Raw genomic sequence first — 26,580 nt, 5'->3', positions numbered from 1 at the left:
ACGCTCTTTGAAGACTACTCTTCACACCCGACCATTTTTCAATGCGAACGGAGCTTGCGCATGATTACAGTCCACCACCTCAACAATTCCCGCTCACAGCGTGTTCTCTGGATGCTGGAAGAACTGGGTGTTCCCTACGAGATCAAGCACTACCAGCGTGATCCCAAGACCATGCTGGCTCCTGAAAGCCTCAAAAAGGTACACCCGCTGGGAAAATCTCCAGTGATCACCGACGGTGATCTGGTGGTGGCCGAATCCGGCGCCATTATTGAATATCTGGCCCATACCTACGGCAAAGACACCATGCTGCCGGAGAGCGGCGGTCAGGCCTGGCTCGACTACACCTACTGGCTGCATTACGCCGAAGGCTCATTAATGCCGCCACTGGTGTTGCGCCTTGTCTTCGAAAAGGTAAAGACCAGCCCAATGCCGTTCTTCGTCAAGCCCGTCGCCAAAGGCATTTCGGACAAAACCAACGAAATGTTTATCGGCCCCATGATCAAGGCCCACCTGGATTTCGTGGAAAGCCATCTGGCGAAAAACACCTGGTTTCTGGGTGACAACCTGAGCGCGGCGGATATTCAGATGAGCTTCCCGCTTGAGGCCTCCGTAGCCAGAGGCATCGTCGGCAGGAACCGGCCTCACATCACCGGGTGGGTCAAACGCGTTCATGCCCGGCCGGCTTACCAGAAGGCGCTCGAGAAAGGCGGTGATTACGACTTCGCCTGAAGTCCGGCAATCTGTTAGTGCTCAACACCCTGCCCCGGGCCTCTGAGGCTCTGGGCTATTACCCTTCGGAAAATAAACGCGCCAGAAAATTATCCAATGCCTGATTAACCGGATCCGGGTGCGACAGATTTGCAGCATGCCCGGCACCGGGAATCGCGACCAGTTCGGCATCCGGGATTTTGTCCGCCATCATCTGTGCCCGCTCCATCGGAATCGCTATGTCAGCATCACCATGGATAATGAGCGTGGGCTGGGAAACGTCTGAGAGACGTTCTGTCAGGTCATCGCGGCTTGCCAGCGTCTGGAAGTTGTTGCCGATGTTAGCCGCCGACATCATTTTCCACTTTTCCTTCCAATGGTCACTGTCAGGGTAATCACTTCCCAGGATGATGTTGGCAATGGTGGTACCGACTTCCGGGGTCAGCCCCTGCTCCATGAAAGAGCTTATCAGTTGCTGGTACAGGGGTAGCTTTTCTTCCTGCTCAGTACCTGCCTGGCTATCAAGCATCACCAGGCCGATCACCCGCTCCGGATGAGTCAGAGCGCACCGGAGTGACAGGAAGCCACCTTGAGACATCCCCACCAGAACGGCTTTTTCTATACCCAGGTGCGTAAGTAGTGCGGCAAGGTCATCTGCGGAATCGTAGTAACTGAAGGGCTCTGGCTGGGCAACGGCGGTGTGCCCATGCCCCCGCTCATCCCATGTGATGCAACGAAAACGGTCGCGAAACGCCGACACCTGCGGAGCAAACATTTCGTGGTCCATCAGCAGACCGTGCGAGAACACCACAACCGGTCCAGTCCCGCCAGTGTCCTCGTAGTAAAGCCGTTGACCATCTACCTCAGCGAAAGCCATTGCACATCCTCTTTTGTTGTTTATTCTCGGATCAGCATAGCATCCTATGCTTTCAGCAGTCTGTCCATCCCCTGAGAGGCACTCCGCCAAGCAATGGTCTAACCTTGATCCTGCATCTCGTTGACTGCTGCCTTTTCTGGCTCAGAAAAGCGTACAGCCAAAACAAAAACAGGAACTGGGGACCGTATGATTTTCGATTACATCATTGTAGGTGGCGGATCGGCTGGCGCTGTGATGGCGGCGCGATTGAGTGAGAACCCTGATGTCAGCGCCTGTCTCCTGGAGGCAGGCGGCAAGGGCGATCACTTGTTGACCCGCGCACCAGCTGGTGTAGTCGCGATCATGCCCGGCCATGGCAAGATCAATAACTGGGCGTTCAATACAGAGCAGCAGCGGGAGCTGGCTGGACGTCGCGGATTCCAGCCCAGAGGCAGGGGGCTGGGCGGTTCCAGCCTGATCAACGCGATGCTGTATGTGCGTGGACACAGGGCGGATTATGATAGATGGGCCGAGCTGGGTTGCGACGGCTGGGGATGGGACGAGGTTTTGCCCTACTTCCGCAAAGCGGAGTGCCATGAAGGCGGGTCCAATGAACATCACGGGGCCGATGGCCCACTGCATGTTTGCAAACAGCGATCACCAAGGCCCATTTCCGAAGCCTTTATCGAAGCGGCTAAAGAGCGAGGCTATCCCGCAAGCGACGATTTCAATACCGGCGACAATGAGGGCGTTGGCCTCTATGAGGTTACTCAGTTTCATGACACCGAACGCAATGGTGAACGCTGCTCTACCTCTGCGGCGTATTTGTATCCGATTATGGAACAGCGCAACAACCTCAAGGTTGTGACCGGAGCTCGTGCGACCCGAATTCTGTTTACCGGAAAACGTGCTTCAGGCGTTGAGTATTGCCTCAAGGGACAAACCCATACAGTCTCAGCGAACCGTGAGGTGATCCTCTCCGCGGGCGCCTTCGGCTCCCCGCAGTTACTCCAGCTATCCGGAGTGGGAAACCCCGACGACATCCTCCCTCATGGTATTCCCATGGTCCACGAGCTGCCGGGCGTCGGGCGCAATCTGCAGGATCATCTGGACTTCATTCTCGCCTACAAGTCCGCGGATACCGATAACTTTGGTTTCAGTTTAACGGGCATGAAAAACATGCTCCGCCATTCCCTGCAATGGCGAACGGATGGAACGGGTATGATTGCCTCACCGTTTGCAGAGGGGGCGGCATTCCTGAAATCTGACCCGCGAGAGGAAAAACCGGACCTGCAGCTGCACTTCGTAGTTTCCATCGTAGAGGATCACGCCCGTAAACTGCATTGGGGGCACGGCTTCAGTTGCCACGTCTGCAACCTGCGGCCAAAATCCCGGGGACGCGTTTTTCTGCTCAGCGACGATCCAATGGCGGATCCCGGCATCGACCCCAATTATCTGTCCGATCCAGACGACCTGGACTTAATCATCAAAGGCGCAAAAATCACCCGGGAGATTCTGGAAGGGCCTGCACTCTCGCCGTACCGCCAATCCGAAATGTTCGGCGTTCACGACGGCATGAGTGATGAGGAATGGACACGCCACATCCGCGACCGGGCGGATACGATCTATCACCCGGTAGGCACCTGCAAGATGGGCATAGATGATCTGGCCGTGGTTGACCCGAGCCTCAAGGTTCACGGGCTTGAGGGTTTGCGAGTGGTCGACGCTTCGATCATGCCGACTTTGATTGGTGGAAACACCAACGCCCCGACGATCATGATTGCTGAAAAGATCGCCGATATTATTCAAACCAAAAGATAACGGTCTCACCGCAGGTGGCAAAATGACAACAACAGACAAACCAGTTGCTCTAATCATCGGGGCTGGAGACCACCTCGGTTCTGCCATCGCCCGGCGCTTCGCACGAGAAGGGTTCCACCTTGTGGTCACCCGCAGGCGCGGGGTCGCAAAGAAAATGCTGCAACGCAATGAAGGCACAATCCTCTTCACCGGCGCCTCCGCCAGCCTGCGCGGCGGGCGCGGCTTTGCAGCCTTTGCCGGCGGTAAACATGCGCTGCGCGCCCTGGCGCAAAGCATGGCGAGGGAACTGGGCCCGCAAGGGATTCCGTGGTCGTGGATGGCCTCATCCGCAATGAGGCCACTGCAGAATTTTTGCCAGAGCTTTATGCGAGCAAAGGCGAAGACGGTATTATCGAGCCCGACGACCTCGCGGAAATCTATTGGCAGCTACACAACCAGCCACGCTCAGCCTGGACTTTCGAGCTGGATGCGCGGCCTTTCTCAGAGAGTTGGTAGCTACCGACTAACCGATTGGCCTTTAAACGTAGAAATCCAGATCTTCCTGGGCTTTCAGCAAGTCTCGCATCTTGATCGGGTCATCCCCGAAGAAGAACACAAGCCCCCAATGAGTGCCGAAAGCAGATCGGTCCGGTACCATCTCCTCTGTCGGCTCCATCAATTCGTGCGACTCAAAGTAAGGATGTTCAATGCACTCTTTGGGCATTTCCAGCCTGCTGACCACTCGACGTCTCGGATAGACACCAAAACAGCCTGCATAGCCCTTGGCATCGACCACTTCGCGAGGGAAGAAGGCATCGACCTCTTCTTTGGTGCTCTTGGGGTCAAACACAAGCATGGAGGCCTGGTAGGCATTGAATCCATAAGCCCGTTCAATCAGTTCAAATGCCTTGAACCCCGGTGGACGGTAGGCAACCTCACCGAAGTACATGGTACCGTCGCTGGTCACGAAGTACTCCGGATGAATCAGCCCAAACTGGATATCAAATGTCTTGATCAGCAACTCGATCTGCTTGGTAATCGCGTCCCGCCAGCTTTCGAGTTCCTTGGTTGCGGGCACAAATACTGAATAGCCCAGGGTGACGTACTCTGAAATATTCAGGAACTGGATCTTTCCATTGTGGATCCAGGCTTCAACCGCAAACTCCCAGCCATCCAGGTGACTCTCCATGAGAAGCGGGTATTCCTCATCCGGAATCATTTCGATCTCTTCCAGTGTCCGGATCATGCGGTGGCCAAGGCAGCCCGCTTTGTCGAATGCCTTCACGTGAATCGGGTCGTCAGGATCACCGTCAAGCTTGAGCAACGTCTGGTTAACCCGCTTCATGAATCGGATGATGTCCTCTTTTTCATGAGCTTCTTCGAAGATCCCGACACGAATCCCGCCAAGCTGCGCGCGACGCTTCATCAGCGCCTTGTCCCGGAACAGAATCGACTGGCCATACATACGGGGATTGTCGAGCAGCACGGAATTGATCGCCCCGGACCATTCAACTGTCTCCTCGAACAGCGGGACGGCGACATCCACGCCTTCGGCTTTCAGCTTTTCAGCGATTTCCATGGAGCGATCGTTCAGGCGAACAAAATCCCAGGCGATGAAAGGTATATTGTTGGCGGTACAAAAATCCGCAGCCCAATCCGGGGCCACCACGATATAGCGGCGATCAAACTTCTGAGCCGCCTTGATCGCATTAATACTCCAGCCAAGAAGGGCAATATAGCCCTTGCTTGGATCCTTGGGTGTTTCCGTTCCGAGAACCGAGTCCATGGAAGGGTCGCGCCAGGCCAGCACTTCCTGCGACATTTTGGATTCCGGTGTGATCGCCATAAGTTAAACCTTTGTATTCAAAATAACGCACAGGGCATTGGCAACAACCCGATGCGTCAGACTGGAGTGTCCCAGCCAAACGCGGAATTCAGTTTCCATACTGATTAACCTAGACCCTTAAAGGCTATTTAACTAGCTATACTCCGCCCACGAGTACGAAAACTTCTCAAGGAATCTTCCTATGACGCCTGAACTCCCGGAGTTACAAGAGATATTGATAAGTAGCGCGGAAGGCAACCCCGCATCCTGGGATTTTGAGCCCACGACGGGCATTGTCATTCTGCTTCCCGACGCTGATCGAGACGCAATCGAATCGACACCCTGGGGTGATTTTCTTACCCAGACGCTGTCAAGGTACCCGGAAACCGAAAACCCGGTGCATGTCTCCACACCCCATGGTGGTCGCGCCGCGGCGGTCTCTGTGCCCGAAGCTATTCAGACTTTCAAAGCCCTGACTCTGGCCCGCAAAGTGATTGGACCATTACTGGCAGAACGACCCTCAGAACTCACGGTTATTTCTTTTTTAAATGATGATTCGTCCGCTCGGACTATGGCAGAGGCGCTACTGGCGGCTGTCCATGCAGCTCTGTTCCAGTTGCCTCGCATTTCGGGCACCCCACCGACACCGAAAACGCTTGGGGCTATCCGCTTTTACGGCACTGGATTTCAACATGCAGACTTCGGGCACGTTGAAGCAACAGCTGAAGGCAATAACCTGGCCCGGTGGCTGACCCATTTACCAGGCAACTACCTGACTCCCGGCATTTATCGGGAGTTGGCCGAGTCCCTGGCAAAAAAGGAAGGCTGGGAGCACCATTTTTACGACCGGGACGAACTGGAAAAGCTTGGAGCCGGGGCATTTCTCTCCGTTGTCGAAGCAAGCCCGGTGAGGGACGCAGGCATACTACACCTGAAATACCGTCCCGACGGTGCCGAGGGCAAACCTCTCGCCCTGGTGGGCAAAGGGATCTGTTTTGACACCGGTGGAAGCAACCTGAAGGTCGGTGGCAGCATGCTTGGCATGCACGGTGATATGCAGGGCAGCGCGGTTGCGCTTGGCGCTTTTGTGGCCATTACCCGCCTCAAGCTGTCGCAACCGGTAGATTGCTGGCTCGCGCTTGCCGAAAACCACATCGGGCCTCGCGCCGTTAAGTGCAACGATGTCATCACGGCCCTCGATGGCACGACCATTGAACTGATAAACACCGATGCGGAGGGACGAATGGTTCTTTCCGATACTCTGGCACTGGTGTCCCGGGGTAAACCTCGGGCAATCATTGACTATGCAACGCTGACGGGCGCGGTTGTAGCCGCTCTGGGGCAACGGATGGCCGGTGCCCTGACCAATCGCCGTGAATGGGTGGGGCCCATAATCGAGGCCGGAGAAAAATGCGGTGAGCGAGTCTGGCCGTTCCCCTATGAAGACGATTACGACGAAGACCTGGAGTCAAAAGTTGCCGACACCCTGCAGTGCCGAACAGCAGGCCCTGGCGATCACATATACGCAGCACGCCTGCTTGGGCGCTTCGTGGACAAAGACATCGGGTGGATACACGTCGATATGGCGTCCTCCGGCACCCACAAGGGCGGCCTGGCCCACATCCCGACGGACGTGCAAGGGTTCGGGGTTCGGTTCGGCGTGGAGTGGTTCAAGAAGCTGGCCGAAGCGTAAATACGCCAAAATAAGCGCGACACCAAGTCAACCTGCGGGGATAGTCAGTTTTATCCCCGCCTGCTGTAGAGGGGTTCGAGAACCGGCTTAAGTCCCTTTGCATCGTCAATGAACAGCTGCAAATGAGGGAAGGGAATCTCTATACCGGCTGCATCCAGCGCTTCTTTCATCTGCTCCAGAATATCGGCCATGATTCTGGGCCGCACATCCAGATTGTCGGGCGTTATCCACACTTTGACTTCAAGGTTCACCGACGAATCACCGAGGCTCTTGAGCAAAACACGGGGCTCCATACCAGCGACCTGCAAAACCGACGGCAATACCGACGATGCCCAGACCGGCGATAACCGCAAACAGATTCTGGACCAGTTGCCGGATGGAAGGATCCATTCGATAGCGTGAAGTGCCGTCCTTGATCAGCCGCCGGAAAACTACCCAGACGACATAGAAACCGAGCACCATGAAACCTGCCCTCGCCATGACCTTGAGAACCTCAGGCGAAACCCCGAACTGCGCAATAATAACCACCAGCGCACCCCAGTCGAGATTCTCGCCTGACACTGCCTGAAAGGCATCGCCAAGATTTCAACGGAGCTGCTCAATCAAATCTGCACCGAATGATTCCACCATCATCTGTACGACACCTTTGCTGTCCATACATCAAGTAAAGGCGCGAATGGCATTTTGCTCAAATGGCCTTCCAAACCTCTCAAGACCATTGCGAGCTGGCGCTGGGCGATAGTGTGCAGGTCTGCCGGTAGGCCCAGGGTGTAGCGTCTGTGCAACTAACATTGACGGATCACTCTGGAAGGTCCTCAATATAAGAACGATGACCTTGCGGAGGAAATGTAGATGAAGTGGATTGTACTCGCGATTATTGTCTCGATCATCGCCGTCTGGCTATATCGGGGCAAACGCAAAAACTACGTTGAAGATCCTGATGTAAAGACTTTCGATGAGAAAGATTACTACCTCACATCGAATGATAACGCCTCAGATGACGAGTCTTCTCCCGAACAGAGCAATCCTCGCCACTGAGATAGACGTTACTTTTTCAGGCTGATCTGCTTTGAACCCGTGGTGGCAACTTGTCCGCTTTTGCCCTTGCCGACATATTCAACAGATCCGCCCGCTTTCAAAAAGGCGGCGGTTTGTTCTTCAATCGCGGCAGACGTCAGGGTTACTTTCTCGGGTTTCTTGCTCATAGTAGTATCCAGGTCAGGATGGCTTGATTAACATCATTGGCCGGCCATTATACCTGAAGTGGCTAAAAATTGTTCGCTCCCTGGAGATCATGTACCTCCCCTGCATCAGTTCGGCCTGAGCTACCATAGGTCTTTGCGAGCAAACGCAACGGAGGCCTTCATCGCATGGAAACCGCTGACATCTTCCTGGCACTGCTGTTCGGCTGCATCGGTTTCGGATATTTCATGTATGGTCGGCGCAGGAAAACCATCGTCACGCGATACTGCGGTATTGCCCTGATCTTGTATCCGTACCTGGCCAGCAGCGCCTGGGAAATGCTGGCAGTGGGTGTCGGGCTCATGGTTGTGCCGCGGTTTGTCGAGCTCTAATGGATGCCCCGTTACTATCCTTTCACAAGCACGTCTGAAATTTGCGCATAAAGCATCCGCGTGCCATGTTTTAAAGACGGCTCTAAAAAGGAGGATAGGAAATGCTCTATTGGGCTATCGTCTGTCTGGTAATTGCGATCATTGCCGGCGTTCTGGGTTTTGGAGGTATCGCAGGAACGGCCGCCGGCTTTGCGAAGATCCTGTTCTTCATCTTCCTGGCACTGCTGGTCGTGTCACTGGTTGTGAACGTCTTTCGCGGCAAAGGACCAAAAGTCTAGCGGCTGACCGGGCCGCGAACACTGAGTTGGATTGTCCGCAGGAGATCAAGCATGTTCGAGAGCGAAATCCCGGCAATGGACATTTTCGTCCGTCTGTTGATGGCTGCAGGACTGGCACTACTTCTGGGGCTTGAGCGGGAACTGCGCGGCAAACCCGCAGGGTTGCGCTCTCACATGCTTGTTTCAGTGGGTGCTGCCGCATTCATTCTGATTGGCCTTCACATCCTGATGACAACGGCAGAAGGCGACCCCTCTGCACGTATCGATCCTTCGCGGATCGTTGAAGGTGTGATCGGCGGGATCGGTTTCCTCGGTGCCGGTTGCATTATTCAAGGCCGGGGCAGCGTTCAGGGCATCACCACCGGTGCCTCTATCTGGATTTCCGGAGCCATCGGGGTCGCCTGTGGTCTGGGCACTCTGGTTCTTGCCAGCATGGTAACCGTGTTGGCACTAATCATTGTGGTAGTGCTTGGCCGATTCGAACGGGACGTGATTGAGGAATGAGATCGCGGATCTGAAATATGCACTCCGCAGCAGGCAGATCCCAACCTAGCACCTTTTCGATCTCGGCTGAGTTGTAGAGCGCCTTAAAGCCGCTCAATGGCCCTTAGCAGAGATCTGAAGGCTTTCGAGAAACTGCGCTCAGCCAATCGGTCCATTACCCGGCCAAGCAGCGGTACCTGCACGTGCCCTTCTGAAATCCAGGTCACCCGGGTCTGTTCCCCCTCGGGCATTAAAACAATTTCCCCCTTTGTGTGCTGGACAGAGAAGGGGCTCGATTGTTCGATGCGATAGTGCATCCTGTTTGGCCGTTCAAACTTAGTAATGCGCTCGGTCAGCTCAAGCCGGCCGGCTCCGATAATCCGAAGGGCGCCAGTGCCATTTTTCTCGTCTCTACCTTCCTCGATCAGTAGAGACTTGCCAACCCCTGGAAACCGATCATAGCGAGCGTGGTCGGAGATGGCCTCAAAGACTGTCTCGATGTCCTTGCCAATAATCTGTTCAACGTGAATCCGAAACATAGCTACTCCTTAAAATCTGGTCTGACAGACAACATACGCTTACGCTTCTTCAAATGAATGGGTTTTCCTCGAATTTTTGATACGGTTTCGAGGCAGCCTGAGAAACTACGGGAGGTGGAGCATGGCTAGATCCGAAAGCTGGTCACAGAAAGTGACGGAATCCAGCGATGCCTTGAAGCTGGAGCATGGCGTATTTTCCCTCGACGATCCCAGAGAAATCGCCCTGTCACTGAAAAAATCCGCTGAAGAGAGTACCCGGCGCAAATCGGACCCATACCGATCCGCCATGTCCATGCTGACGTTCTACATCAACCGGGCGGGCAAACAGCTCCCGGAGGAGCAAAAAGACCGGCTGGAGGGCGCCAAGGATGAGTTGCGAGCCCTGTTTGGCAAGGCTCGTAAAAATCCGTGAAGGAAACCTGATTATGTAAAAGCCGAGGCGCATCTACCTCACGCTTTCTCTGCTCCGGTTGTCTCAGGGACAGCATACATACCAGTAATTCTGAAAATCATGTTCCAGTTCATGAACGTCGATGTGCCGGAAACCTGCCGCATGAAAGTACTCCAGGGCTTTCTCCCTTCCCCACATGGCTCCCAGTCCCTCGCCGTCTTGCGCCAAGGAAACCGTCATGCAGTGCATGCAGGAAATGGTGTAAAGCAACGGGCCTATCGGGTACTCCCGGTCACTGTGATGATGGCTTGACCCTTTGATGTCCTGAGCCAGGTAAACACCGTCATCTGCGAGCGCCTTGCGGATACCCCGCAGCACGGCAAGAGGGTCCCCCTGGTCGTGCACGGCATCAAAGGTAGTGATCAGGTGGAAAGGGCCGGGCCGTTCACTGTGCTCAAGATCACTGACGTCAAATACCTGGAAAGTTGTGTTGTCGTTCCCGAGCGCCCTGGCCTCCTGCCTGGCATAACGAACGGCATCTTCGGATATGTCGTACCCGGTAAACTGGCTGTTCGGGTAGAGCCTGGCCAGCTTGTTCAGTGCCCGTCCCCTGCCACAACCGACGTCAAGAACTTGAATGCCGTTTTCCAGGCGCTCAATAAGGCCCGGTACGAGCGGCAGGATGTCCGTTTCCAGGGCAGCAACAACAGACTGACCACTGTCTTCGGCCATCACCTCGTGGAAGCGTTCGAAACGCTCATAGGGCACCCCGCCTCCGTTGCGAAAGCAGTGAACAATGTCTTCCTCCACGGAACCAAGCAGCGGAATGTACTGAGCGAACACGGCTATGTTATCTGTCGGTGACTTCCGACACAGGTTGTCAGCGTGTTCCCTCGGCAAGAAGTAGGTTTTTCTCGCCGGATCGTTCTCAACAATGTTGCCGACGGTCATCGCTCCGAGCCATTCCCTGACGTATCGCTCTTCGAGCCCGGCCTTCTCGGCAATCTCGGTACTGGTTACCGCTGGCAGCTCCGCCATAATGTCAAACAGACCGGTTCGGTGGCCAACCGAGAGCATCAGGGCCAATGCGCCCGAGTTCAGTGTATCCACCATGCGATCGCCGCGACGAGGTCGACCCGGATGCGCTGGCTGACATGGTATCAACGGTCATTGAGGGCGGCCTAGTTCTGGGCCGGGCAACCGGCGAGCGGGCCCTTCTGCCCAACCAACTTATGCTGCTGCGAAATTATATCAAGCTATTGTTCGAGCCTGATGCGTCGCAATAGAGCGGCGCCGACTTTTCCAATCTGGGTCGGGAAACATCAACCGGAGCTACCCGGGTCGGGTGTCTCTTCATTGAGCCAGGTGCCACAGTATTTACAATACCTCGCATCCTTTTCATGTCGATGTTTGCCACATCCCGGGCAAGCCTCATCGGAGTAGCGTTCCGCACGCAGGGCTCGAATCACTTCCGCGGAAAAAACGCCAACGGGAAGCGCGATAATCGAGTAGCCCGTCAACATGATCATCATGGAAATGAACTGTCCCCAGGCAGTCACCGGCGTTATGTCGCCATACCCCACTGTCGTCAGTGTCACGATTCCCCAATAGATGGATTTGGGTATGCTGCTGAAGCCCGCCTCGGCTGGCTCAATGAGATAAAGCAAAGAAGAGAAAATGGTCACCAGCATCAGCACTGTAAACAGAAAAAGCAGGATCTGGTGCCGGCTACGAATCAGGGCATCCATAAGCAGGCGACCCTCGCCCACTACCGTCATCATTTCCAGCACCCGGAACAGACGCAGGGTCCGCAGAAGACGCACAACCACGAGAGTCTGCGCGCCCGGAAACAGTAACGCCAGCCAGGTGGGCAAGACAGCGAGAACGTCGATAACGCCGTAAAAACTTTTGAGATAAAGCTTTGGTTTCTCGAGGCAATAAATGCGCAGGGCCAACTCAAGGGTGAACAGAAGTGTTATGCCCCATTCCAACGCATAGAAGAGGTTGCCGAAGCGAGCGTGGTATTCCGGCACGCTGTCCAGGAGAATGATCCCGACACTGAGGAATATCAGCAACGCCAAAAAAATATCAAAACCCTTGCCCAGTCGGGTATCTGACTCAAAAATTACCTGAAACAGGCGGGTTTTGATCCCCAGGTCACCGGGTTTTATAGTCGCCAACCAAGTTCTCCCTCTTTACGCAATTCAAACCTGTCCAATTTTTCCAGGGACCGGATATCAGAACACCCCCGTGTCCGCCAGCTGCCGAATGATCTGAACCGTCTCAATATCTGTGGCGACATAGGCTTGTTCAAGGTACTGGTCATAGGGCATTGAATCACCGCGGTTCTCGATGCTCGCAGTTTCATACCGGAAGCGGACAAACAGCGATGCCGGCTCAGGCTCCTCGATATCCATAACAAGCGTTGCGGCCGGAAGGGTGGCCGTTGGCTGAGTCCGATACTCTATCCTCGCCTCGTGCCAGAAAGTGACTTCATCCACCACCTGCAGCCCCGGCAGTTGAAGGCTACGCTTCAGGTAAGCCGGGCCCTGATCCAGAATCTCGTAATCATCAACACCAACGAGGAACTTGTCCGGGCGTCGGGCCCTGAGCACCAGCCCCTCCCACACCTGGAATCGGGTCAGAACCGGTAGCTCTGGCTTGGTCAGGTCGTTTATCTGAACAATATGCTCGAAGGTCATCTGGCCTCCTGTCGGGTGCTTTAAACAACACTGTGCCAGCCCTTTGGCTACTACGGAACCCGCGTATAAGCTTCCCGGACCTTAATCATAGCGATCCTTGAATCGTCTGGTTCCAGCCCGTTTTTGTTCAGTTGCGCGATCACCATTCGCCCTACCCTCGGGCATTGCGAACGGGGAATGTGATGTTTCACAAAAATATCGGCTATGGCCTGAGGCGCGGGATCCCGGTTTGATTTGAACAGTGCGCCTATTTCCGAAGCACAGGCCTGATCTACAGGGTCGGTATTGTTTTTACTTCGCCAGACCAGAAACGCGACGATAAGCACAAAAATCCCACCGATCACAAACTGCATTACACTCTCCCATCTCAATATAGGGTCTAGCCTGTGAAGGATGTGTTTAACTACAACCCTCAACTACCAGAGGATAGACTTTCGTGAGCTCGAAATCCTGGGTAAGCCATCTGCGCCCTCACAAAATACCGTTTCGGCGCCGATTCGCCCGAGCTTCCGTCGCCCTTATCTTCCGAACATCAGAAAACGGCGGCAAGGAGTTGCTCTTTATCCAGCGGGCCCGCAGAGAGGGTGATCCCTGGTCCGGCGACATGGCCTTCCCGGGCGGCCGCCTGCAACCCGAAGACGCGTCTGCCCGGGCTGCCGCCGAGCGGGAAACATTGGAAGAAACCGGCATGGACCTGAGGCGCCACGGCCGCTTTCAGATCCGACTATCGGACCTGCTCACCCGCCATCACAGCCGCTGGCGCCCGATGGTGGTTACTCCCTATGTGTTCGAATGGCGAGGATCAAAGTCGGTATCACCGAATCATGAAGTCGAGCGTGTGGTATGGGTGCCACTGGACTACCTCGCTGCCGGCGAGAACCAGAGCCAGCTTCGCTGGCGCACGCGCCTTGGAACCCTCAACATGCCTTGTTGCCACTACCAGGATTCCTGTATCTGGGGGCTGACCTACAGCATGTTGCAGGAGTTGCTGGCATTGGCCTCTGACAATAATGAGAGTCCGATCCATGACAGTTAACCGTGACCGCCTTGCCGCTCTCGCTGCGGAACCGCATTTCTACCGGGGCAGGTATCGCAACCTGGAGGCCGTGCCCCGACATGGCATTGGGGATTTCCTGCGCTGGCAACTGGCCTCGGGCCGCAACTTCCCGAAGGGAAAACGCTTTACCCTCCTGCGCCCGGACGCGGGTTCGCTGGTGAATCCCCCGGAAGAGCCACAACTGGTCTGGCTGGGGCATGCCTCGTTCCTGTTTCAGTATCGTGGCCTGAACGTGCTCACCGACCCGGTACTGTCGGAACGCGCCAGCCCTTTTCAACTGGTTGGGCCGAAGCGTTACACACCGCCGGCTTTGACGGTAGCAGACATGCCGCCGATTCACCTGGTGCTGATTTCCCACAACCACTACGACCACCTTGATGAAAAAACCGTGCGCCAGTTACACCGGCGCTTCGGAGATAGCCTGCGCTTCTGCATTCCCGAAGGGCTAAGGCGCTGGTTCGAGAAACGGGACATACACAACCTCATGGAACTGGACTGGTGGCAATCCGGTTCTCTGTCTGGCAACCAGGAAGTTTTCTGCCTTCCGGCCCAGCACTTCAGCGGCCGAACCCCAGCGGATACCAACACCTCACTCTGGTGCAGCTGGCTGCTGGAGATCGATGGTTTCCGGCTTTATTTCGCCGGCGATACGGGTTTTGGGGGAATATTCCGGAAAATCGGCGAACTGTTCTCGCCCATTGATCTGGCATTGCTACCCATCGGCGCCTACGACCCGCGCTGGTTCATGGCCCCGGTGCACGTGGCTCCGGAAGAGGCGGTCGGGATTCATCAGGATATCGGTGCCCGACAGTCAGTGGCGATGCACTGGGGCACGTTCGTGCTCACCGACGAACCCATGGACGAGCCGCCACGGCGGTTGCGGGCCGCCCTGGAGAAGCAAGGGCTGAACGAAACGGACTTTCGGGTGATGCAGCATGGGGAACTGTGGTCGCCACGGACCAGTGGCGACCCGGATTCAGAAATACCCCAGTAACCTGCCGAGAATTACCGAGTCGGCGGCGCCATGAACTCGGGTCCTACGGGATCAGTAATGCACCGATCCAGAATGCCATCGATTTCGGCCATAGCATCCTTGTCGAGAGACCAGCCGTCGATTTCGTCAACGGGGTCCAGCTGTTCCGGTCTTCTCGCGCCCCACAGGGCTGTTGTGACACCGGGTTGATCCACCAGCCAGCGAAGGGCCAGGGCCAGTACATTTTTCTGGTACCGCTCTCGGGCGAACGCATCCAGTTCGGCCACGGCATTCAGATACTGCCGATAGCGGTCACCCTGGAACTTGGGATCGTTCTTACGCAGGTCGTCGCCTTTGAACTCGGTGTCTTCTCGCATCTTGCCGGTCAGCAAACCGCGACAAAGACCGCCGTAGGTGATGGTGGCAATGCCGTTTTCCCGGCAGTACGGAAGGATTGCCTGTTCGATATCTCGCTCAAACAGGTTATACGGGGGCTGCAAACTGTGCAGGGGCACGCTCTTTTGCAGCTCATCCATCTGGGACGGCGTAAAGTTACTGACGCCAATGGCGCGGATTTTTCCCGCCTGGTACAGCTTTTCCAACGCCCGCGCCGTTTCGTCCATGGGCGTCTTCGGATCGGGCCAGTGGACCTGATAAATATCGATCCGGTCGGTCTGAAGGCGTTTCAGGGAATCTTCGACCTCCCGCTCAATGCGCGAGGCAGTGGCATCCCGCCAAACTTTGTCGTGATCATCGTTCCAGTTCAGGGCCACCTTGGTGGCCAGAGCCACCTGATCCCGCCGACCATCGGCGAGGCCCTTGCCCACAATCTCTTCGGAACGCCCGAAACCATAAACCGGGGCGGTGTCGATCAGTCCAATGCCTTTATCAATGGCCCTGTGGATGGTATCTATGGATTGGGCTTCGTCGGTTCCGCCCCACATCCAGCCGCCAATGGCCCAAGTGCCGAGCCCAACCGGCGTTACCTGAATGTCAGTGTTGCCGAATGTTCGCTTGTCCATTCTCCCTCCCATTTCCTCTAAAGCCATTCGAATTAACGACGGCAGTACGGATGAGCTATACCGTAGAAATGCGGGGGAAAGCCTGTAAATTCAACCCTGGCAACCAGGAAACCTGATCTGTGGAAGTATATGTATGCCAGGTTACCGTGCCTTCACAAATACGTCTGAATGTTGCGCATACCAGAATTCGGCGCCACGCTTCGAGAACAGCTATGAAAAGGAGGACAGGAAATGCTGTATTGGACGATTGTTTGTCTCATCGTTGCAGTCATTGCGGGTGTTCTTGGTTTTGGGGGTATCGCTGGAACAGCCGCCGGCATTGCGAAGATACTATTTTTCATCTTCATCGTGTTACTGGTTATTTCACTGGTTGCTAACGCCCTCCGAGGTAAGGGACCGAAAGTTTAGGGGGGAGGCAGGCCGCTATTGTCAAGCGAGATCGATCGGTAGGAGATCGGAGATGTTCGAAAGCGAAATCCCACCGGTGGACATCCTCGTCCGCCTGGTCATGGCTGCCGGGCTGGCAATGTTGCTGGGGCTTGAAAGGGAGCTGCGCGGAAAACCCGCGGGGCTCCGTTCCCACATGCTGGTTTCGGTGGGCGCATCTGCATTCATTCTGATCGGCCTTCACATCCTGATGACAACTGCGGAAGGTGACCCCTCCGCCCGGATCGACCCCTCCCGTATCGTTGAGGGTGTTATTGGCGGTATTGGTTTTCTTGGCGCCGGCTGCATTATTCAAAGCCGCGGCAGCGTCCAGGGCATTACAACCGGCGCCTCCATCTGGATTTCCGGAGCAATCGGCGTTGCCTGCGGTCTCGGCACTTTGATTCTCGCAAGCATGGTGACTGTACTGGCGCTCATCATTGTTGTCGTGCTCGGCCGGTTTGAACGGGACGTGATCGAGTAATGAGCTGACCGAAAGGGCCTCAAAGGCGGTCTCGATATTCCTTTCGAGCCCCCATTCAACGTGAATGCGAAACCTACTAATCGCTCACCCCCTGCGACAGTCAGTCACTGCCGTCGTATCGGGTAAGGTTATTGTTACTGATCAACGTGAGTACAAGGCTTACGTGTTCGTCTCCTTGCGCCGAGTAATCGCCAAGGCCCTGGGCCAGCGCTTCTCCCGTCACAGTTTCACCCTTGTTCCGCAGATCTTCACGAATGCTGCGCAATTTCGAGTAGGCGTCGTGTCGGTTGAGGTTTCGCATGTAGGCGTGCAGGGACTCCTCTGCTGAAGCAAACACCTCAACCTCATAATCCCTACCCGCAGGACGTTCTCCCGGTACGAGTCCGCAGCCTTTTTCAAAGCACCATTGCCCGAAAAAATTATTACCTTCCCGGGCAAAACCGGAGGTACCCCAGGCACTTTCGTTGGCCGCCTGAGCAAGCGCAAGCGAGGGGGGGGGGGGGATCACGTCAACACGCCGCATCATCCCGCCAGGCCTCCAGCCTCTTTCTGGTTGCAAGAATTTCGCTATTGCGGTCTCTCACAAGAGGAAAGAAGAAAGTAGTTGAAGAAGGCCTTCTGGCGCTCTTCGATGCAATCATATTGGATCAGTACTAACTCAATCCAGCACATGCGCTGCCTAGATATTCGCACTCTAACGATTATGTCGAGATCGCCCGTTCGCCACCAAAAGCATGCTTTACACCATTGGCAAACTGGGCAAACCGAAGCAGCGTAATTGAAAGAGGCCATAGTATGGCTCACACTGAAGAATATTCCTTTCGTTTCTGGAATAGACACGATGACACAGCGGCGTTTGGCAAGCTTACCGTTAACGGCAATGCTCCTACTGCTTATTCCTGTGATAGCTGGTGCGGCCAACCAGCAAGAACACGGCGGCGTTACAAAGACGATCAATCTTGTAAGTGGGCCCGATTACCCGCCCTTTTCGGATGGGCGGTTGCCTTTGAACGGACTTGCCCCCTTTGTTGTCCAAGCCGTTTTTGCGTCCGCCAACAAAGCTGTAACCACCGAGTTACGCCCTTGGAAACGGGCTTATCTCGAAGCTCTGCAAGGCCAATACGATGTTCTCCTACCCTATGTACTCACCGAGGCGCGACAGCAACTTTTTCTTTTCTCGCGCCCCATATTCGAAGTTCACGCACATATCTATGTCCGTCGGGAGGGCAGTGTTAAAGCCCAATCACTGGAGGAGCTTAAGGGCCTCACGTACTGCAACCCCCTCGGTTTCGCAGATGGCGATGCGCTTTCCGAGGAGCGGGGCGCGAACCACATCACCCGGTTTGCGCCAGCAAGGCTCGAAAACTGTTTCAGTATGCTGAGCGCCGGTCGCATTGATTTCATAAAAACGAACGAGTACGTGGCCGAATATATGGATCATAACCACAAAATGGCTGCGGGCACTTTTCGCGCTCTGCCTTTTGCACTGGAAAAATCATCTCTGCATGCAATGGTTCCCAAGACCCACCCTTTCGCCACAACATTGATCGAAACGTTCAACCGAACCTTCGAGGAAATGGAACAGAACGGACAAATCCGGGAGCTGACCGAGCGCTACCTGGAGCATGTGAACGGCGGCGGCGAACTCCCATTACCGGAACATTTTGGGCATAGGCATTAACTCGCCATAGGTTCAGTCGGACAGAGCGGCCTCGATATCTCCCTCGGTGCGTGGGGCAGGCGTCGTTCCTCCGTTCGGGCTCTGGCCAAGGTCTGAGTTCACGCTTTTTCAAGCCTTTTTAGCGGCCGCCGATACAGGGCGTTTCATCAGGTTGAGTCTCCTGCGTCAGGGCGGCCTGCGCCGGTCGCCGGCGGGGCGGCAGAACGGGTAGTTGGGCGTTCGCTGCCCGCGATGTCATGGTTGCTGGTGACAACCAGCTGCCTCGGCCACCATTCAGGGTGGTTGTCGCGGATGAAGCCCAGCAACTTCTCACGGACATTCATTTCTGCCTCCCAGCCGGCAAAAGGTTCGGAGGTCATTAGGTAGAAAGTGACTCTCTGGGCCGCCTCGGTCTGCGCAGTGACAAAGCACGAGAGCTTGTGGTGCTCAATGACGCTTTTTTCTGCCTCGGCGAACTCCTTGAACTTCTCCCTCAGGCACTCGATGTCGGCATTCAGATGAAGCTCCAGCTCTATCATTCGGTACATCTTGGCACTCTTGACCGACAGGTTCTCGAAAGGCTTGGAGGTGAAGTACTGGACCGGTACGACCAAACGGCGTTCATCCCAGGTTCTCAAACGAATGAACGTATAAAAGATGCCCTCTACATAGCACCATTGATCCTCGAAGAGGATCAGGTCTCCAATCCGTATAGGCTTGGCGAGCGACACTTGAAACGAGGAGAGGATGTTGCCGAGCACTGCCTGACCGGCAATACCCAACAGCACCGTCAGAATACTGGCCGATGCCAGGAGGGTCATGCCCAGCGTCTCGAAGAGCGTGATCTGCGACAGCACGTAGATAGTGACAGCAACAACCGTGACCAAGATGATGCCTCGACGAAGCGCATAGAGCGACGTCAAGAACTTGCGTTCATCCCGGGGTTTGGTGTCATCGATTTCTCCTACCAGACGTCGCTTCATCTTCAGCATGATGACGTCCACGAAACGCAGCGCGATCACACCGATGCTCCAGGCCAGGATGGTGATCATCAGTATGCGGAAAGACGTCGTTGCGACGGCCGAGAAGGACACCACGGAATTGAGCAGGATCTGGGCCACGAGCGTCATGACGACGAACGCCATGGGCACTCTGACCTGGCCAGCGAAGATGCTGAGTAAGCCGGAAGGTAACCATCGTGCCGCCAGTCCAACCAGAACATGGACGAGCCACCCCACCAACGCCGTCCCCACCAGGAAAATCGGGATGATAATCCACTCCCAGATCTGGAGCATGCCGAACGTTGATTTGAAACGTTGCGGTACATGCTCTTCCAGCCAGGAGGGACCGAATTCTTTATAAAGCAGAGGGACTGGAGACAAACTGTCCGGCGTGATCAACCATACAGGATCCTCCTCGTCCACCCGATACCGGGCCAGACGAATATCATAGGATTCCCCGTTTGCACTCAGCGATGCGAGCTCAAGGTTGCGTCTTGGTTGCCCTGCCCGGGGATTCTGCCCAGCCGGATCTACAATGGCGGCATCCTGCCGTCCGGACAAGTTGGATGCATCGATCCACTCGCCACGTCTGAGAATTTCCGCCAGCTGCCTGGCTAACTCGCTTCCCTCCTTTCGTTGCTCTGCAGGAGGCAACTCGGAAAGATTAAGCAGGTGCGCCGCCGCCCCGAAGTCCTGTTGTTTTGTGAGCTCGAGAAAGCTGCGGACAGAATCGCGTGGGGTGAGCCGCTTGACCACATCAGGGGGGGCGTCAAGCCCGGTATTCAACGAATCGACGGTGAACCACCGAAGCTGATCACGTTCCTGAGTCTGTGCCAAACACAGGCTGGAAACCATGAGAACGAGAACCAACAGCCCCCTTATCGCATGTCTTTTCATCTGCGCCTTGCCGGTAGTGTTGTTTTCCCTTTATTACTATCACTATAAAGATCCTCCGGCCAGCAACTCCATACTGTACGCCTTACAATTACTTAACAGATAGGTAGCCCATCCAGTCCTTTAATGAGTTGTTCATAGATCCCGGCATTAATCCGCAGAGCCTGCGCACTGAGCCGCACGACGGGGCTGAAGAACAAAGAAAGTAACGCAGTGAGGCCAGGCCAAACTGGCCTCACGCTTGCAGCTTTTAAAATGCCGGGGCTTTTAAGGGTGGCGCAAGTATAGCCAATGGCACTGGAACTCTATTCATCAACGCCAAACTTCTCATGCTCGCCAAGATCGGGCTGCTTCCCTTTAACCTTGGCTGCGACAGTTTTGGCACTCTTGACCATCTTGCTGCTGTCGCTGTTCCAGTGTTCTCCTTTCGCGACCTTGATCTCCAGCATTCCAACATTGGGGGAATCTTTCCCCTCAGGAAACCAGGCCGAAACAAACGGATTCCAGTATTTATCGATCAACGCCTTGTCTTGGACGGCCCGACCGACACCGGTGAGCGAGACGTAAACGTGATTGTCAGGATCGGCGAACGACACACAGACATCGTTATCGCTCTCAAGCTCGAACACTTTCTCCGACTCCAGATCAGTATAAAACCACAAGGTCCCATCATACTCATCCTGCACCAGCACCATCGGCCGCGACCGAAGCTCTTCACCGTGGCGCGTCGACAACATGCTGTAGTTGCCCCCGCTAAACCAGACACCACCTCATTCATTTGATGCCAGTTCCGCCCGGTATTCCCAGGGCGATTTCATTTTCAGTCCCTTGTGTGGGTGACTGCGGTTATAGTCCTCGATCCATTCCGGCAACTTCGCCATCACAGAGGCGGCGTCGGGAAGATCGTTCAGGTAAATATAGTCCCTTTTGAACGTCTTCACGAAGGCCTCAGCCATGCCGTTGCTCTGCGGGCTTCTCACAGGCGTAGTGCACACCACAAAGCCCAGAGAAGATGCGAACGCTCGCGTTTCTTTGGCAATGTAGCAGCTGCCATTGTCCGTCAGCCATTCCAGCGGGTGTGGAACATGCTCTGACTGGCCGAAGCGGTATTCCAGGCTTTCCAGCAACAGGTCCTGGACCATCTCAGCGGTGACTCCCCCGGTCGTCGCCACATAGCGCATCAGTTCCCGATCACAGCAGTCCAGGCTGAAGGCCACGCGAACCACCTCCTTATTCCAACAGCGGATCTCGAAGCCGTCTGAGCACCAACGGAGGTCCGGCTTCAACGTAATGACCTGGCCGTTGTGACAACGCTCCTGAGGCCGGCCCGTGTAACGGGGCAACAACAGCCCATCCTGCTTCATCAGCCGGTACACACGCTTGTGGTTCACTCGCTCATCGTTGGCTGCAAGCAACCGATTCAAGCGTGCCGTAATCCTTCGATAGCCATTGGCCGCACGGACTTCACACAGCTCTCTGATAACCGGCAAATGCCGGTCATCGTCCTGTTTTTTGTATCTGGGACATCTACCTTTCTGGCGGCCGTGAAGGCGATCCAGAAGGTTGGAGCGCGATACCTTCAGTACCTCCGCTACCCGCTTCAGAGGGTATCGTCCGGTGGCAGCAACGGCATGCGCGAGATCAACTTTTTTGACTGAGCCACCTCCAGAGCTTCCCGGAGTATTTCAGCTTCCATCGTCTTGCGGCCCAACATCCGCTCCAGGTCCCGAACCTTTTTGTTCAGGGCCTTCACCTCGGATGCACTGACAACCTCATCACCGGATTCAATCGCGGACATGCCACCGTCTTTCATCAGCTTCTTCCAACGGAACAACAGACTTGCTGATATACCATGACGTCGCGCTACAAGCGACACTGACATGCCTGGCCGCTCACACTCAGCAACCATGAATGCCTTCTCCTGTGCGGAATACCGGCGACGACGTTGCACTCCGGTTATGACTTCGATTCTCTCCACCTTGGACACTCCTTTGCACTAGGTCTATGCCTAGGCCTTTGCTTCTACCAAGGTGTCCGGTTTAAATGGGGGCTACTACACATGCCGGTTTTAATATCCTTGATGAGACTCCAGATTTTTTGCTTATGCTCTGGACTGGACATAGTTTTCCTCCAGGCAACGGCTGTAATTTAGCCAGTCACCGCTAATGTATTTAAGGCATCAGAACCTTTCTTACACCAGCGCGAACGACCCAATATCCGAACTGGTTTTCACTTTATCATAGTGACTCTGGAAGGCATGGTTGGCAGTCACCGGGGCATGAATACAAAAATGCTCAATGCAGCCCAGGCCATAGATAGAAAAGGATGCGTAGAATTCCATGAGAAAACCGATTCTCTATACCCTTGCAACGCTTTCTGTCCTGCTTGGCGCGGTTATTGGCTACCTTTGGCTGACGTTCGCCAGCCCTTTCGGTTATAACCCGAGGCCCGAATACCTGCCCGCCATTGATGAAAACGCCACCTACTCCGTATTCGTTTACGGCACCCTCGCCCAGTCCTGGGTGCGCTGGCTGGTGATGGGCCGCGCGGGGGAGGCTGAGCCTGCCAAACTGCCGGGTTTCAGTAGGGAAGCGCTGGACATCAAGCCAGACGCCGGGGCAGTCACCGAAGGCGAAGTCATCACGGTAAATGCCGACGAACTCAGAGCGCTGGATCGCTACGAGAGGCTGGGTGTCCGCTATGAACGAGTGGAACTCACGCTGCAAAGCGGTAAAACGGTCTGGGTCTACCGACTGATGGATCCACTCGTTCCGGGGATTTCAGAGGAAGTAATAGACGAAGCAAACGGAGACTAGCCGCCTTCCGTCAGGCATTCAGGCGCATGTCCCCGTTTCCATTTCCTCAATGATGGTGGCCACCCGGGCCGTGAGCGTGACCATGGGCCAGCTCTTCTGAAGTCGCGGCGCGCACGTCAATCACCTCAATATCAAAGGTCAGGGTTCTGCCCGCCATCGGGTGGTTGGTGTCGACATCAGCAAACTTATGGCCGACCTTGGCAACAACCACATGGCGTGGGCCCTGTTCGGTTTGCACCTGGGCGACCATGCCCGCCTTCCAACGTTTGGCACCCATTAAATGCTTGATCGGCACCCGCTGAATGGCGTCAGGCTTGCGGGGCCCATAGGCTTTATCGGGAGTGACGGTAACGCTAAACGTATCGCCGGCATCGCGACCTTCCAGAGCTTCTTCCAGCCCCTTGATAATGCCGCCGTGGCCATGCAGGTAGGCGTTCGGCTGTCCGCCATGGGAGTCTTCAACAACGTTGTCTTGTTCATCGCGCACGCTGTAATGGAACAGGACGACCTGGTTCTTTTCGATGGACATAGGGTTCTCTGTGGCGGTTAACGATATGACATTATAACCAGCGGCGGCGCTGACTTCAGTAGCTCCTGCGGTCAAACCTGTTGATGGCCCGGGGGAAAAATAGGAGTCTACACTTCCTATGCATCGCACCCACTTTCCCGCATGGACAGAGAAAACAGCATGAACAGCGCAGCCCCAGAGCTAACCGGCACACCGGATCCCGCTGGTAACGGACTCACCCGGGCGGAAGCCAGTGCACGCCTGGAGAAATTCGGCTACAACCAACTGCCCACCCCGCCCATGCCTGGCTTGGTGGAACTTTTTGCGCGGCAATTTCTCAGCCCTTTCATTTACATCCTCCTGATCGCTTCCGGGGTTTCATTTGCACTCGGCCAGACACCCAGTGGCGTTTTTATCCTGATCGTCCTGCTGATCAACGCGATTATCGGCACGGTCCAGGAGTTTTCGGCCCAGAAGGCGGCCGCCGCGCTGAAGCAAATGATGAAAGGGACCACACATGTGCTTCGGGATGGCCAGATAATAACCGTTGAAGTGGAAGAGATCGTTCCGGGCGATGTGGTTTTACTCTCCTCGGGCGACAAGGTGCCCGCTGATATTCAGTTACTCAGCGCCAGTAGCCTGGCGGTGGATGAGTCCATGCTGACGGGCGAATCCCTGGCAGTTGCAAAGAATGCCGGTGCAACAAGCGACGACAGCACACCGCTCACAGAACGCGTAGACCAATGCTTTGCGGGCAGCATCATCACCCACGGGCGCGGACGCGGCCGGGTGATAGCAACCGGCTCGGACACCCAGCTTGGCAAGATTGCCCAGGGCGTCACCGGCAAAACGTCTGCCGAACCACCCCTGATGATCCGGATCCGAAAGTTCACCTACCAGGTTGCTTTCGGCATTCTCGTGGCCATCGGCGCCCTAGCCTGCCTGATGATCCTGGATGGTGGCTATTCGATCGAAGACATGGTGCTCATGACCATCGGCCTGGCGGTCTCGGTAATTCCCGAAGGGCTTCCTGCCGCACTGACCGTAGCCTTGGCCATCGGCATGTCCCGGATGGCAAAGCGCAATGTAATCATCCGCAAACTTGTGGCGGTGGAAGCCCTCGGATCCTGCACCCTGATCTGCTCCGACAAGACCGGCACACTGACCGTCAACGAACTCACGATTCGCAAAGTGATGCTGCCTGATGGACGCCAATTCGATGTCACCGGCGAGGGCGTTGCCCCGGGCGGCGAGATCACAGGTCATGGCGGAGCCCAGGTGGATAGAGCAGGCCAGGATACGCTGCGGGAGCTCTGTGTCGCAGGCGTCCTCGCCAATGAGAGTCATCTGGACTATAGCGGCGGCGAGTGGGTTTCCCAGGGCGATATCGTCGACATCGCCTTCCTGGTTATGGCCAAAAAGCTGGGTATGTCCATCACTGATCTGCGAACCCGGCAAGAGCAAGTGGCCCTGATCCCGTATGAGTCGGAAAAGGCCTACAGCGGTGTGGTCAACCGCATTGGTGATCAAACCGTCATCTATGCCAAAGGCAGCCCGGAAAAAATGCTGGCCATGTGCCACCAGATGGCAACCACTAGCGGCTCCACAGCAATAGACAAACCCGCCCTCGAAAGCCAATTCACCGGGCTCGCGTCCCGGGGCTACCGGATCATCGCCCTGGCGAAGAAAACATCATCATCAGGTGACCATGAGATGGCCGATATGGTCTTTCTCGGCATGGTCGCCATGATCGACCCGCTCCGTCATGAAGCCTACGAAGCCATTGAAAAGTGCCGCACTGGCGGTATTGAGGTGGCTATGGTCACGGGCGACCATCCTGCTACTGCAAAATCGATCGCCCTGGAACTGGGCCTGTGTGACGCGGACGCTACGGTTGTCACAGGGCCCATGCTTGATGAAGCCAAAGCGGGGGGCCAGGCGGCGGTCGACCAGCTCATTCGCCAGGCCCGGGTTTTTGCCCGGATCGAACCCGCCAGGAAAGCCCAGATTGTGGACAGTTTCATGCGGGACCGGCACTTTGTCGCGGTCACCGGGGATGGCGTCAATGATGCGCCCGCCATGCGGCAGGCTCATGCGGGCATTGCCATGGGAAAGCGCGGCACGGATGTGGCGAAGGAAACGGCAGACCTCATCGTTACCGATGATAACTTTTCCTCCATTGTTGCCGGCATCGAGCAGGGACGGGTGGTTTACAACAATATCCGCAAGGTAATCGGGCTGCTGGTTGCCACCGGTTTTTCGGCAATCCTGCTTTTTTTCTTTTGTGTACTGGCCGGCCTGCCAATGCCCATGATCGCGGTGCAGCTACTCTGGCTCAATCTGGTTGCGAACGGCTTCCAGGACGTAGCACTGGCATTTGAACCGAAGGAAGGCGGCGAATTGTCTGTAAAGCCGCGCTCACCTCACGAGCCCGTATTCGACAAACACATCATTGAGCATGTCCTGGTGGTGGGATCATGGATGGGTCTCGTCGCGTTCCTCAATTTTCAGTGGACACTCGAACAGGGCCAAAGCATTGAGCAAGCCCGCAACCTGACGCTGATGCTGATGGTACTCTTCGGCAACATTCACGCGCTGAACAGCCGCTCGGAGTCCCGCTCCCTATTCAAAATCTCCCTGTTTCGCAACCCTTTCCTGATGCTGGCAGTTCCCCTCGCTCAGTTGGCACACATTGGTGCCATGTACACCCCGGGGCTGTCCGATGTCCTGCAGATTCAGCCCATCTCACTGGCCGAGTGGTTGCAATTGCTCGCATTGGCTATGAGCCTGCTCGCTGTGGAGGAGCTGCATAAGGTCCTGATCAGGCGGCGGGCACGCTGATCGAGAGGCGGGCACTGCACGATTCCAGATTAAATAGTTCAACGGAGTC

At 55.6% G+C, this 26,580-nt stretch carries 31 protein-coding genes and 1 pseudogene; 16 read left to right on the top strand and 16 right to left on the bottom strand.

The window, feature by feature from the left end:
• Nucleotides 1–60: 60 nt before the first annotated feature.
• Nucleotides 61–729, top strand: coding sequence for a glutathione S-transferase family protein (locus CFT65_RS06915; RefSeq protein WP_088827228.1), 669 nt, complete (start codon nt 61–63; stop codon nt 727–729).
• Nucleotides 730–787: 58 nt separating this feature from the next.
• On the opposite strand, the gene CFT65_RS06910 is transcribed toward CFT65_RS06915, so the two are convergent.
• Nucleotides 788–1,585, bottom strand: coding sequence for an alpha/beta fold hydrolase (locus tag CFT65_RS06910; protein WP_088827227.1), 798 nt, complete (start codon nt 1,583–1,585; stop codon nt 788–790).
• A 186-nt stretch (nt 1,586–1,771) separates the two neighbouring features.
• Here CFT65_RS06910 and CFT65_RS06905 point away from each other — a divergent pair, with 186 nt between their 5' ends.
• Together CFT65_RS06905 and CFT65_RS06900 are read left to right on the top strand one after the other, a co-directional pair.
• Nucleotides 1,772–3,385 carry a GMC family oxidoreductase gene (locus tag CFT65_RS06905; protein ID WP_088827226.1) on the top strand — a complete coding sequence of 538 codons (1,614 nt, stop codon included), beginning with the start codon at nt 1,772–1,774 and terminating at the stop codon, nt 3,383–3,385.
• A 22-nt stretch (nt 3,386–3,407) separates the two neighbouring features.
• A pseudogene (locus CFT65_RS06900) lies at nt 3,408–3,880 on the top strand (SDR family NAD(P)-dependent oxidoreductase).
• A gap of 22 nt (nt 3,881–3,902) precedes the next feature.
• Here the strand turns inward: CFT65_RS06900 and CFT65_RS06895 are convergent.
• Nucleotides 3,903–5,210: an ATP-grasp domain-containing protein gene (locus CFT65_RS06895; protein ID WP_088827225.1), complete on the bottom strand. Its 1,308-nt coding sequence runs from the start codon at nt 5,208–5,210 to the stop codon at nt 3,903–3,905.
• 181 nt (nt 5,211–5,391) lie between these two features.
• Between CFT65_RS06895 and CFT65_RS06890 the strand changes: the two genes are divergently transcribed.
• Entirely contained in the window at nt 5,392–6,882 is a 1,491-nt protein-coding gene (locus tag CFT65_RS06890; RefSeq protein ID WP_088827224.1) for a M17 family metallopeptidase, read from the top strand.
• A 50-nt stretch (nt 6,883–6,932) separates the two neighbouring features.
• Here CFT65_RS06890 and CFT65_RS19215 read toward each other — a convergent pair whose 3' ends face one another.
• Together CFT65_RS19215 and CFT65_RS19210 are read right to left on the bottom strand one after the other, a co-directional pair.
• On the bottom strand, nt 6,933–7,160 hold the full coding sequence (locus CFT65_RS19215) for a mechanosensitive ion channel family protein (protein WP_267283774.1): 228 nt from the start codon (nt 7,158–7,160) through the stop codon (nt 6,933–6,935).
• The gene (locus tag CFT65_RS19210) at nt 7,141–7,443 is read right to left on the bottom strand and encodes a hypothetical protein (protein ID WP_228705794.1); all 303 of its coding nucleotides are present in this window, start codon (nt 7,441–7,443) and stop codon (nt 7,141–7,143) included. The genes CFT65_RS19215 and CFT65_RS19210 overlap by 20 nt, the downstream gene beginning before the upstream one ends.
• A gap of 291 nt (nt 7,444–7,734) precedes the next feature.
• Between CFT65_RS19210 and CFT65_RS06880 the strand changes: the two genes are divergently transcribed.
• The gene (locus CFT65_RS06880; RefSeq protein ID WP_088827223.1) at nt 7,735–7,920 is read left to right on the top strand and encodes a hypothetical protein; all 186 of its coding nucleotides are present in this window, start codon (nt 7,735–7,737) and stop codon (nt 7,918–7,920) included.
• Between the two features lie 8 nt (nt 7,921–7,928).
• Here CFT65_RS06880 and CFT65_RS19005 read toward each other — a convergent pair whose 3' ends face one another.
• Nucleotides 7,929–8,087, bottom strand: a complete 159-nt coding sequence (locus CFT65_RS19005; RefSeq protein WP_172408432.1) for a hypothetical protein — start codon at nt 8,085–8,087, stop codon at nt 7,929–7,931.
• Between the two features lie 165 nt (nt 8,088–8,252).
• Between CFT65_RS19005 and CFT65_RS06875 the strand changes: the two genes are divergently transcribed.
• The 3 genes from CFT65_RS06875 to CFT65_RS06865 all read left to right on the top strand — a co-directional run bounded on the left by CFT65_RS06875 (nt 8,253) and on the right by CFT65_RS06865 (nt 9,238).
• Nucleotides 8,253–8,456: a hypothetical protein gene (locus tag CFT65_RS06875; protein WP_088827222.1), complete on the top strand. Its 204-nt coding sequence runs from the start codon at nt 8,253–8,255 to the stop codon at nt 8,454–8,456.
• 101 nt (nt 8,457–8,557) lie between these two features.
• Nucleotides 8,558–8,734, top strand: a complete 177-nt coding sequence (locus tag CFT65_RS06870) for a DUF1328 domain-containing protein (protein WP_088827221.1) — start codon at nt 8,558–8,560, stop codon at nt 8,732–8,734.
• 51 nt (nt 8,735–8,785) lie between these two features.
• Nucleotides 8,786–9,238, top strand: coding sequence for an MgtC/SapB family protein (locus CFT65_RS06865; protein WP_088827220.1), 453 nt, complete (start codon nt 8,786–8,788; stop codon nt 9,236–9,238).
• 83 nt (nt 9,239–9,321) lie between these two features.
• On the opposite strand, the gene CFT65_RS06860 is transcribed toward CFT65_RS06865, so the two are convergent.
• The gene (locus tag CFT65_RS06860; RefSeq protein ID WP_088827219.1) at nt 9,322–9,756 is read right to left on the bottom strand and encodes an SRPBCC family protein; all 435 of its coding nucleotides are present in this window, start codon (nt 9,754–9,756) and stop codon (nt 9,322–9,324) included.
• Between the two features lie 121 nt (nt 9,757–9,877).
• Between CFT65_RS06860 and CFT65_RS06855 the strand changes: the two genes are divergently transcribed.
• On the top strand, nt 9,878–10,168 hold the full coding sequence (locus tag CFT65_RS06855) for a DUF3175 domain-containing protein (protein WP_088827218.1): 291 nt from the start codon (nt 9,878–9,880) through the stop codon (nt 10,166–10,168).
• A gap of 63 nt (nt 10,169–10,231) precedes the next feature.
• Here CFT65_RS06855 and CFT65_RS06850 read toward each other — a convergent pair whose 3' ends face one another.
• The 4 genes from CFT65_RS06850 to CFT65_RS06835 all read right to left on the bottom strand — a co-directional run bounded on the left by CFT65_RS06850 (nt 10,232) and on the right by CFT65_RS06835 (nt 13,202).
• Entirely contained in the window at nt 10,232–11,260 is a 1,029-nt protein-coding gene (locus CFT65_RS06850; protein ID WP_088827217.1) for a class I SAM-dependent methyltransferase, read from the bottom strand.
• A 209-nt stretch (nt 11,261–11,469) separates the two neighbouring features.
• Nucleotides 11,470–12,327 carry an ion transporter gene (locus CFT65_RS06845; protein WP_088827216.1) on the bottom strand — a complete coding sequence of 286 codons (858 nt, stop codon included), beginning with the start codon at nt 12,325–12,327 and terminating at the stop codon, nt 11,470–11,472.
• A 57-nt stretch (nt 12,328–12,384) separates the two neighbouring features.
• Entirely contained in the window at nt 12,385–12,849 is a 465-nt protein-coding gene (locus tag CFT65_RS06840; RefSeq protein WP_088827215.1) for an AtaL-like protein, read from the bottom strand.
• 50 nt (nt 12,850–12,899) lie between these two features.
• The gene (locus tag CFT65_RS06835; protein WP_088556508.1) at nt 12,900–13,202 is read right to left on the bottom strand and encodes a hypothetical protein; all 303 of its coding nucleotides are present in this window, start codon (nt 13,200–13,202) and stop codon (nt 12,900–12,902) included.
• Nucleotides 13,203–13,285: 83 nt separating this feature from the next.
• On the opposite strand from CFT65_RS06835, the gene CFT65_RS06830 reads away from it, so the two are divergent.
• Both CFT65_RS06830 and CFT65_RS06825 read left to right on the top strand, forming a co-directional pair.
• Nucleotides 13,286–13,885: an NUDIX hydrolase gene (locus tag CFT65_RS06830; protein WP_088827214.1), complete on the top strand. Its 600-nt coding sequence runs from the start codon at nt 13,286–13,288 to the stop codon at nt 13,883–13,885.
• A complete protein-coding gene (locus CFT65_RS06825) occupies nt 13,875–14,900 on the top strand; it encodes an MBL fold metallo-hydrolase (protein ID WP_088827213.1) in 1,026 nt (341 codons plus the stop codon). The genes CFT65_RS06830 and CFT65_RS06825 overlap by 11 nt, the downstream gene beginning before the upstream one ends.
• An 11-nt stretch (nt 14,901–14,911) precedes the next feature.
• Here CFT65_RS06825 and CFT65_RS06820 read toward each other — a convergent pair whose 3' ends face one another.
• Nucleotides 14,912–15,901 carry an aldo/keto reductase gene (locus CFT65_RS06820; protein ID WP_088827212.1) on the bottom strand — a complete coding sequence of 330 codons (990 nt, stop codon included), beginning with the start codon at nt 15,899–15,901 and terminating at the stop codon, nt 14,912–14,914.
• 231 nt (nt 15,902–16,132) lie between these two features.
• On the opposite strand from CFT65_RS06820, the gene CFT65_RS06815 reads away from it, so the two are divergent.
• Both CFT65_RS06815 and CFT65_RS06810 read left to right on the top strand, forming a co-directional pair.
• A complete protein-coding gene (locus CFT65_RS06815; protein ID WP_088827211.1) occupies nt 16,133–16,309 on the top strand; it encodes a DUF1328 domain-containing protein in 177 nt (58 codons plus the stop codon).
• A gap of 52 nt (nt 16,310–16,361) precedes the next feature.
• Entirely contained in the window at nt 16,362–16,811 is a 450-nt protein-coding gene (locus tag CFT65_RS06810) for an MgtC/SapB family protein (protein ID WP_088827210.1), read from the top strand.
• A gap of 100 nt (nt 16,812–16,911) precedes the next feature.
• Here CFT65_RS06810 and CFT65_RS06805 read toward each other — a convergent pair whose 3' ends face one another.
• The gene (locus CFT65_RS06805) at nt 16,912–17,319 is read right to left on the bottom strand and encodes a glucosaminidase domain-containing protein (protein ID WP_172408431.1); all 408 of its coding nucleotides are present in this window, start codon (nt 17,317–17,319) and stop codon (nt 16,912–16,914) included.
• A 270-nt stretch (nt 17,320–17,589) separates the two neighbouring features.
• On the opposite strand from CFT65_RS06805, the gene CFT65_RS06800 reads away from it, so the two are divergent.
• Nucleotides 17,590–18,492, top strand: a complete 903-nt coding sequence (locus CFT65_RS06800) for a substrate-binding periplasmic protein (protein ID WP_141103804.1) — start codon at nt 17,590–17,592, stop codon at nt 18,490–18,492.
• A gap of 146 nt (nt 18,493–18,638) precedes the next feature.
• Here CFT65_RS06800 and CFT65_RS06795 read toward each other — a convergent pair whose 3' ends face one another.
• The 3 genes from CFT65_RS06795 to CFT65_RS06785 form a co-directional block, all read right to left on the bottom strand.
• Entirely contained in the window at nt 18,639–20,369 is a 1,731-nt protein-coding gene (locus CFT65_RS06795; protein WP_088827207.1) for a mechanosensitive ion channel family protein, read from the bottom strand.
• Nucleotides 20,370–20,671: 302 nt separating this feature from the next.
• Nucleotides 20,672–21,103 (bottom strand): pyridoxamine 5'-phosphate oxidase family protein, encoded by a 432-nt coding sequence (locus CFT65_RS06790; RefSeq protein WP_088827206.1) that lies wholly within the window; start codon nt 21,101–21,103, stop codon nt 20,672–20,674.
• A gap of 33 nt (nt 21,104–21,136) precedes the next feature.
• Nucleotides 21,137–22,344, bottom strand: a protein-coding gene (locus CFT65_RS06785; RefSeq protein ID WP_088826071.1) for an IS3 family transposase whose coding sequence is annotated in 2 segments (ribosomal slippage) — nt 21,137–22,017 and nt 22,017–22,344 — 1,209 coding nt in all. Because the reading frame shifts where the segments join, the coding sequence is not laid out codon by codon here.
• Nucleotides 22,345–22,705: 361 nt separating this feature from the next.
• Between CFT65_RS06785 and CFT65_RS06780 the strand changes: the two genes are divergently transcribed.
• Complete coding sequence (locus tag CFT65_RS06780; RefSeq protein WP_088827205.1) at nt 22,706–23,182, top strand: gamma-glutamylcyclotransferase family protein; 477 nt, start codon at nt 22,706–22,708, stop codon at nt 23,180–23,182.
• A 46-nt stretch (nt 23,183–23,228) separates the two neighbouring features.
• On the opposite strand, the gene CFT65_RS06775 is transcribed toward CFT65_RS06780, so the two are convergent.
• Entirely contained in the window at nt 23,229–23,711 is a 483-nt protein-coding gene (locus CFT65_RS06775) for an FKBP-type peptidyl-prolyl cis-trans isomerase (RefSeq protein ID WP_088827204.1), read from the bottom strand.
• Nucleotides 23,712–23,870: 159 nt separating this feature from the next.
• Here CFT65_RS06775 and CFT65_RS06770 point away from each other — a divergent pair, with 159 nt between their 5' ends.
• Nucleotides 23,871–26,531, top strand: a complete 2,661-nt coding sequence (locus tag CFT65_RS06770; protein WP_088827203.1) for a cation-translocating P-type ATPase — start codon at nt 23,871–23,873, stop codon at nt 26,529–26,531.
• Nucleotides 26,532–26,580 lie beyond the last annotated feature (49 nt).

It is taken from the genome of Marinobacter sp. es.048 (genome assembly GCF_900188435.1).
Taxonomy (GTDB): Bacteria; Pseudomonadota; Gammaproteobacteria; order Pseudomonadales; family Oleiphilaceae; genus Marinobacter.
Note: the sequence above shows the minus strand (reverse complement) of the source record. Positions and strands in the feature narration are given on the sequence as shown.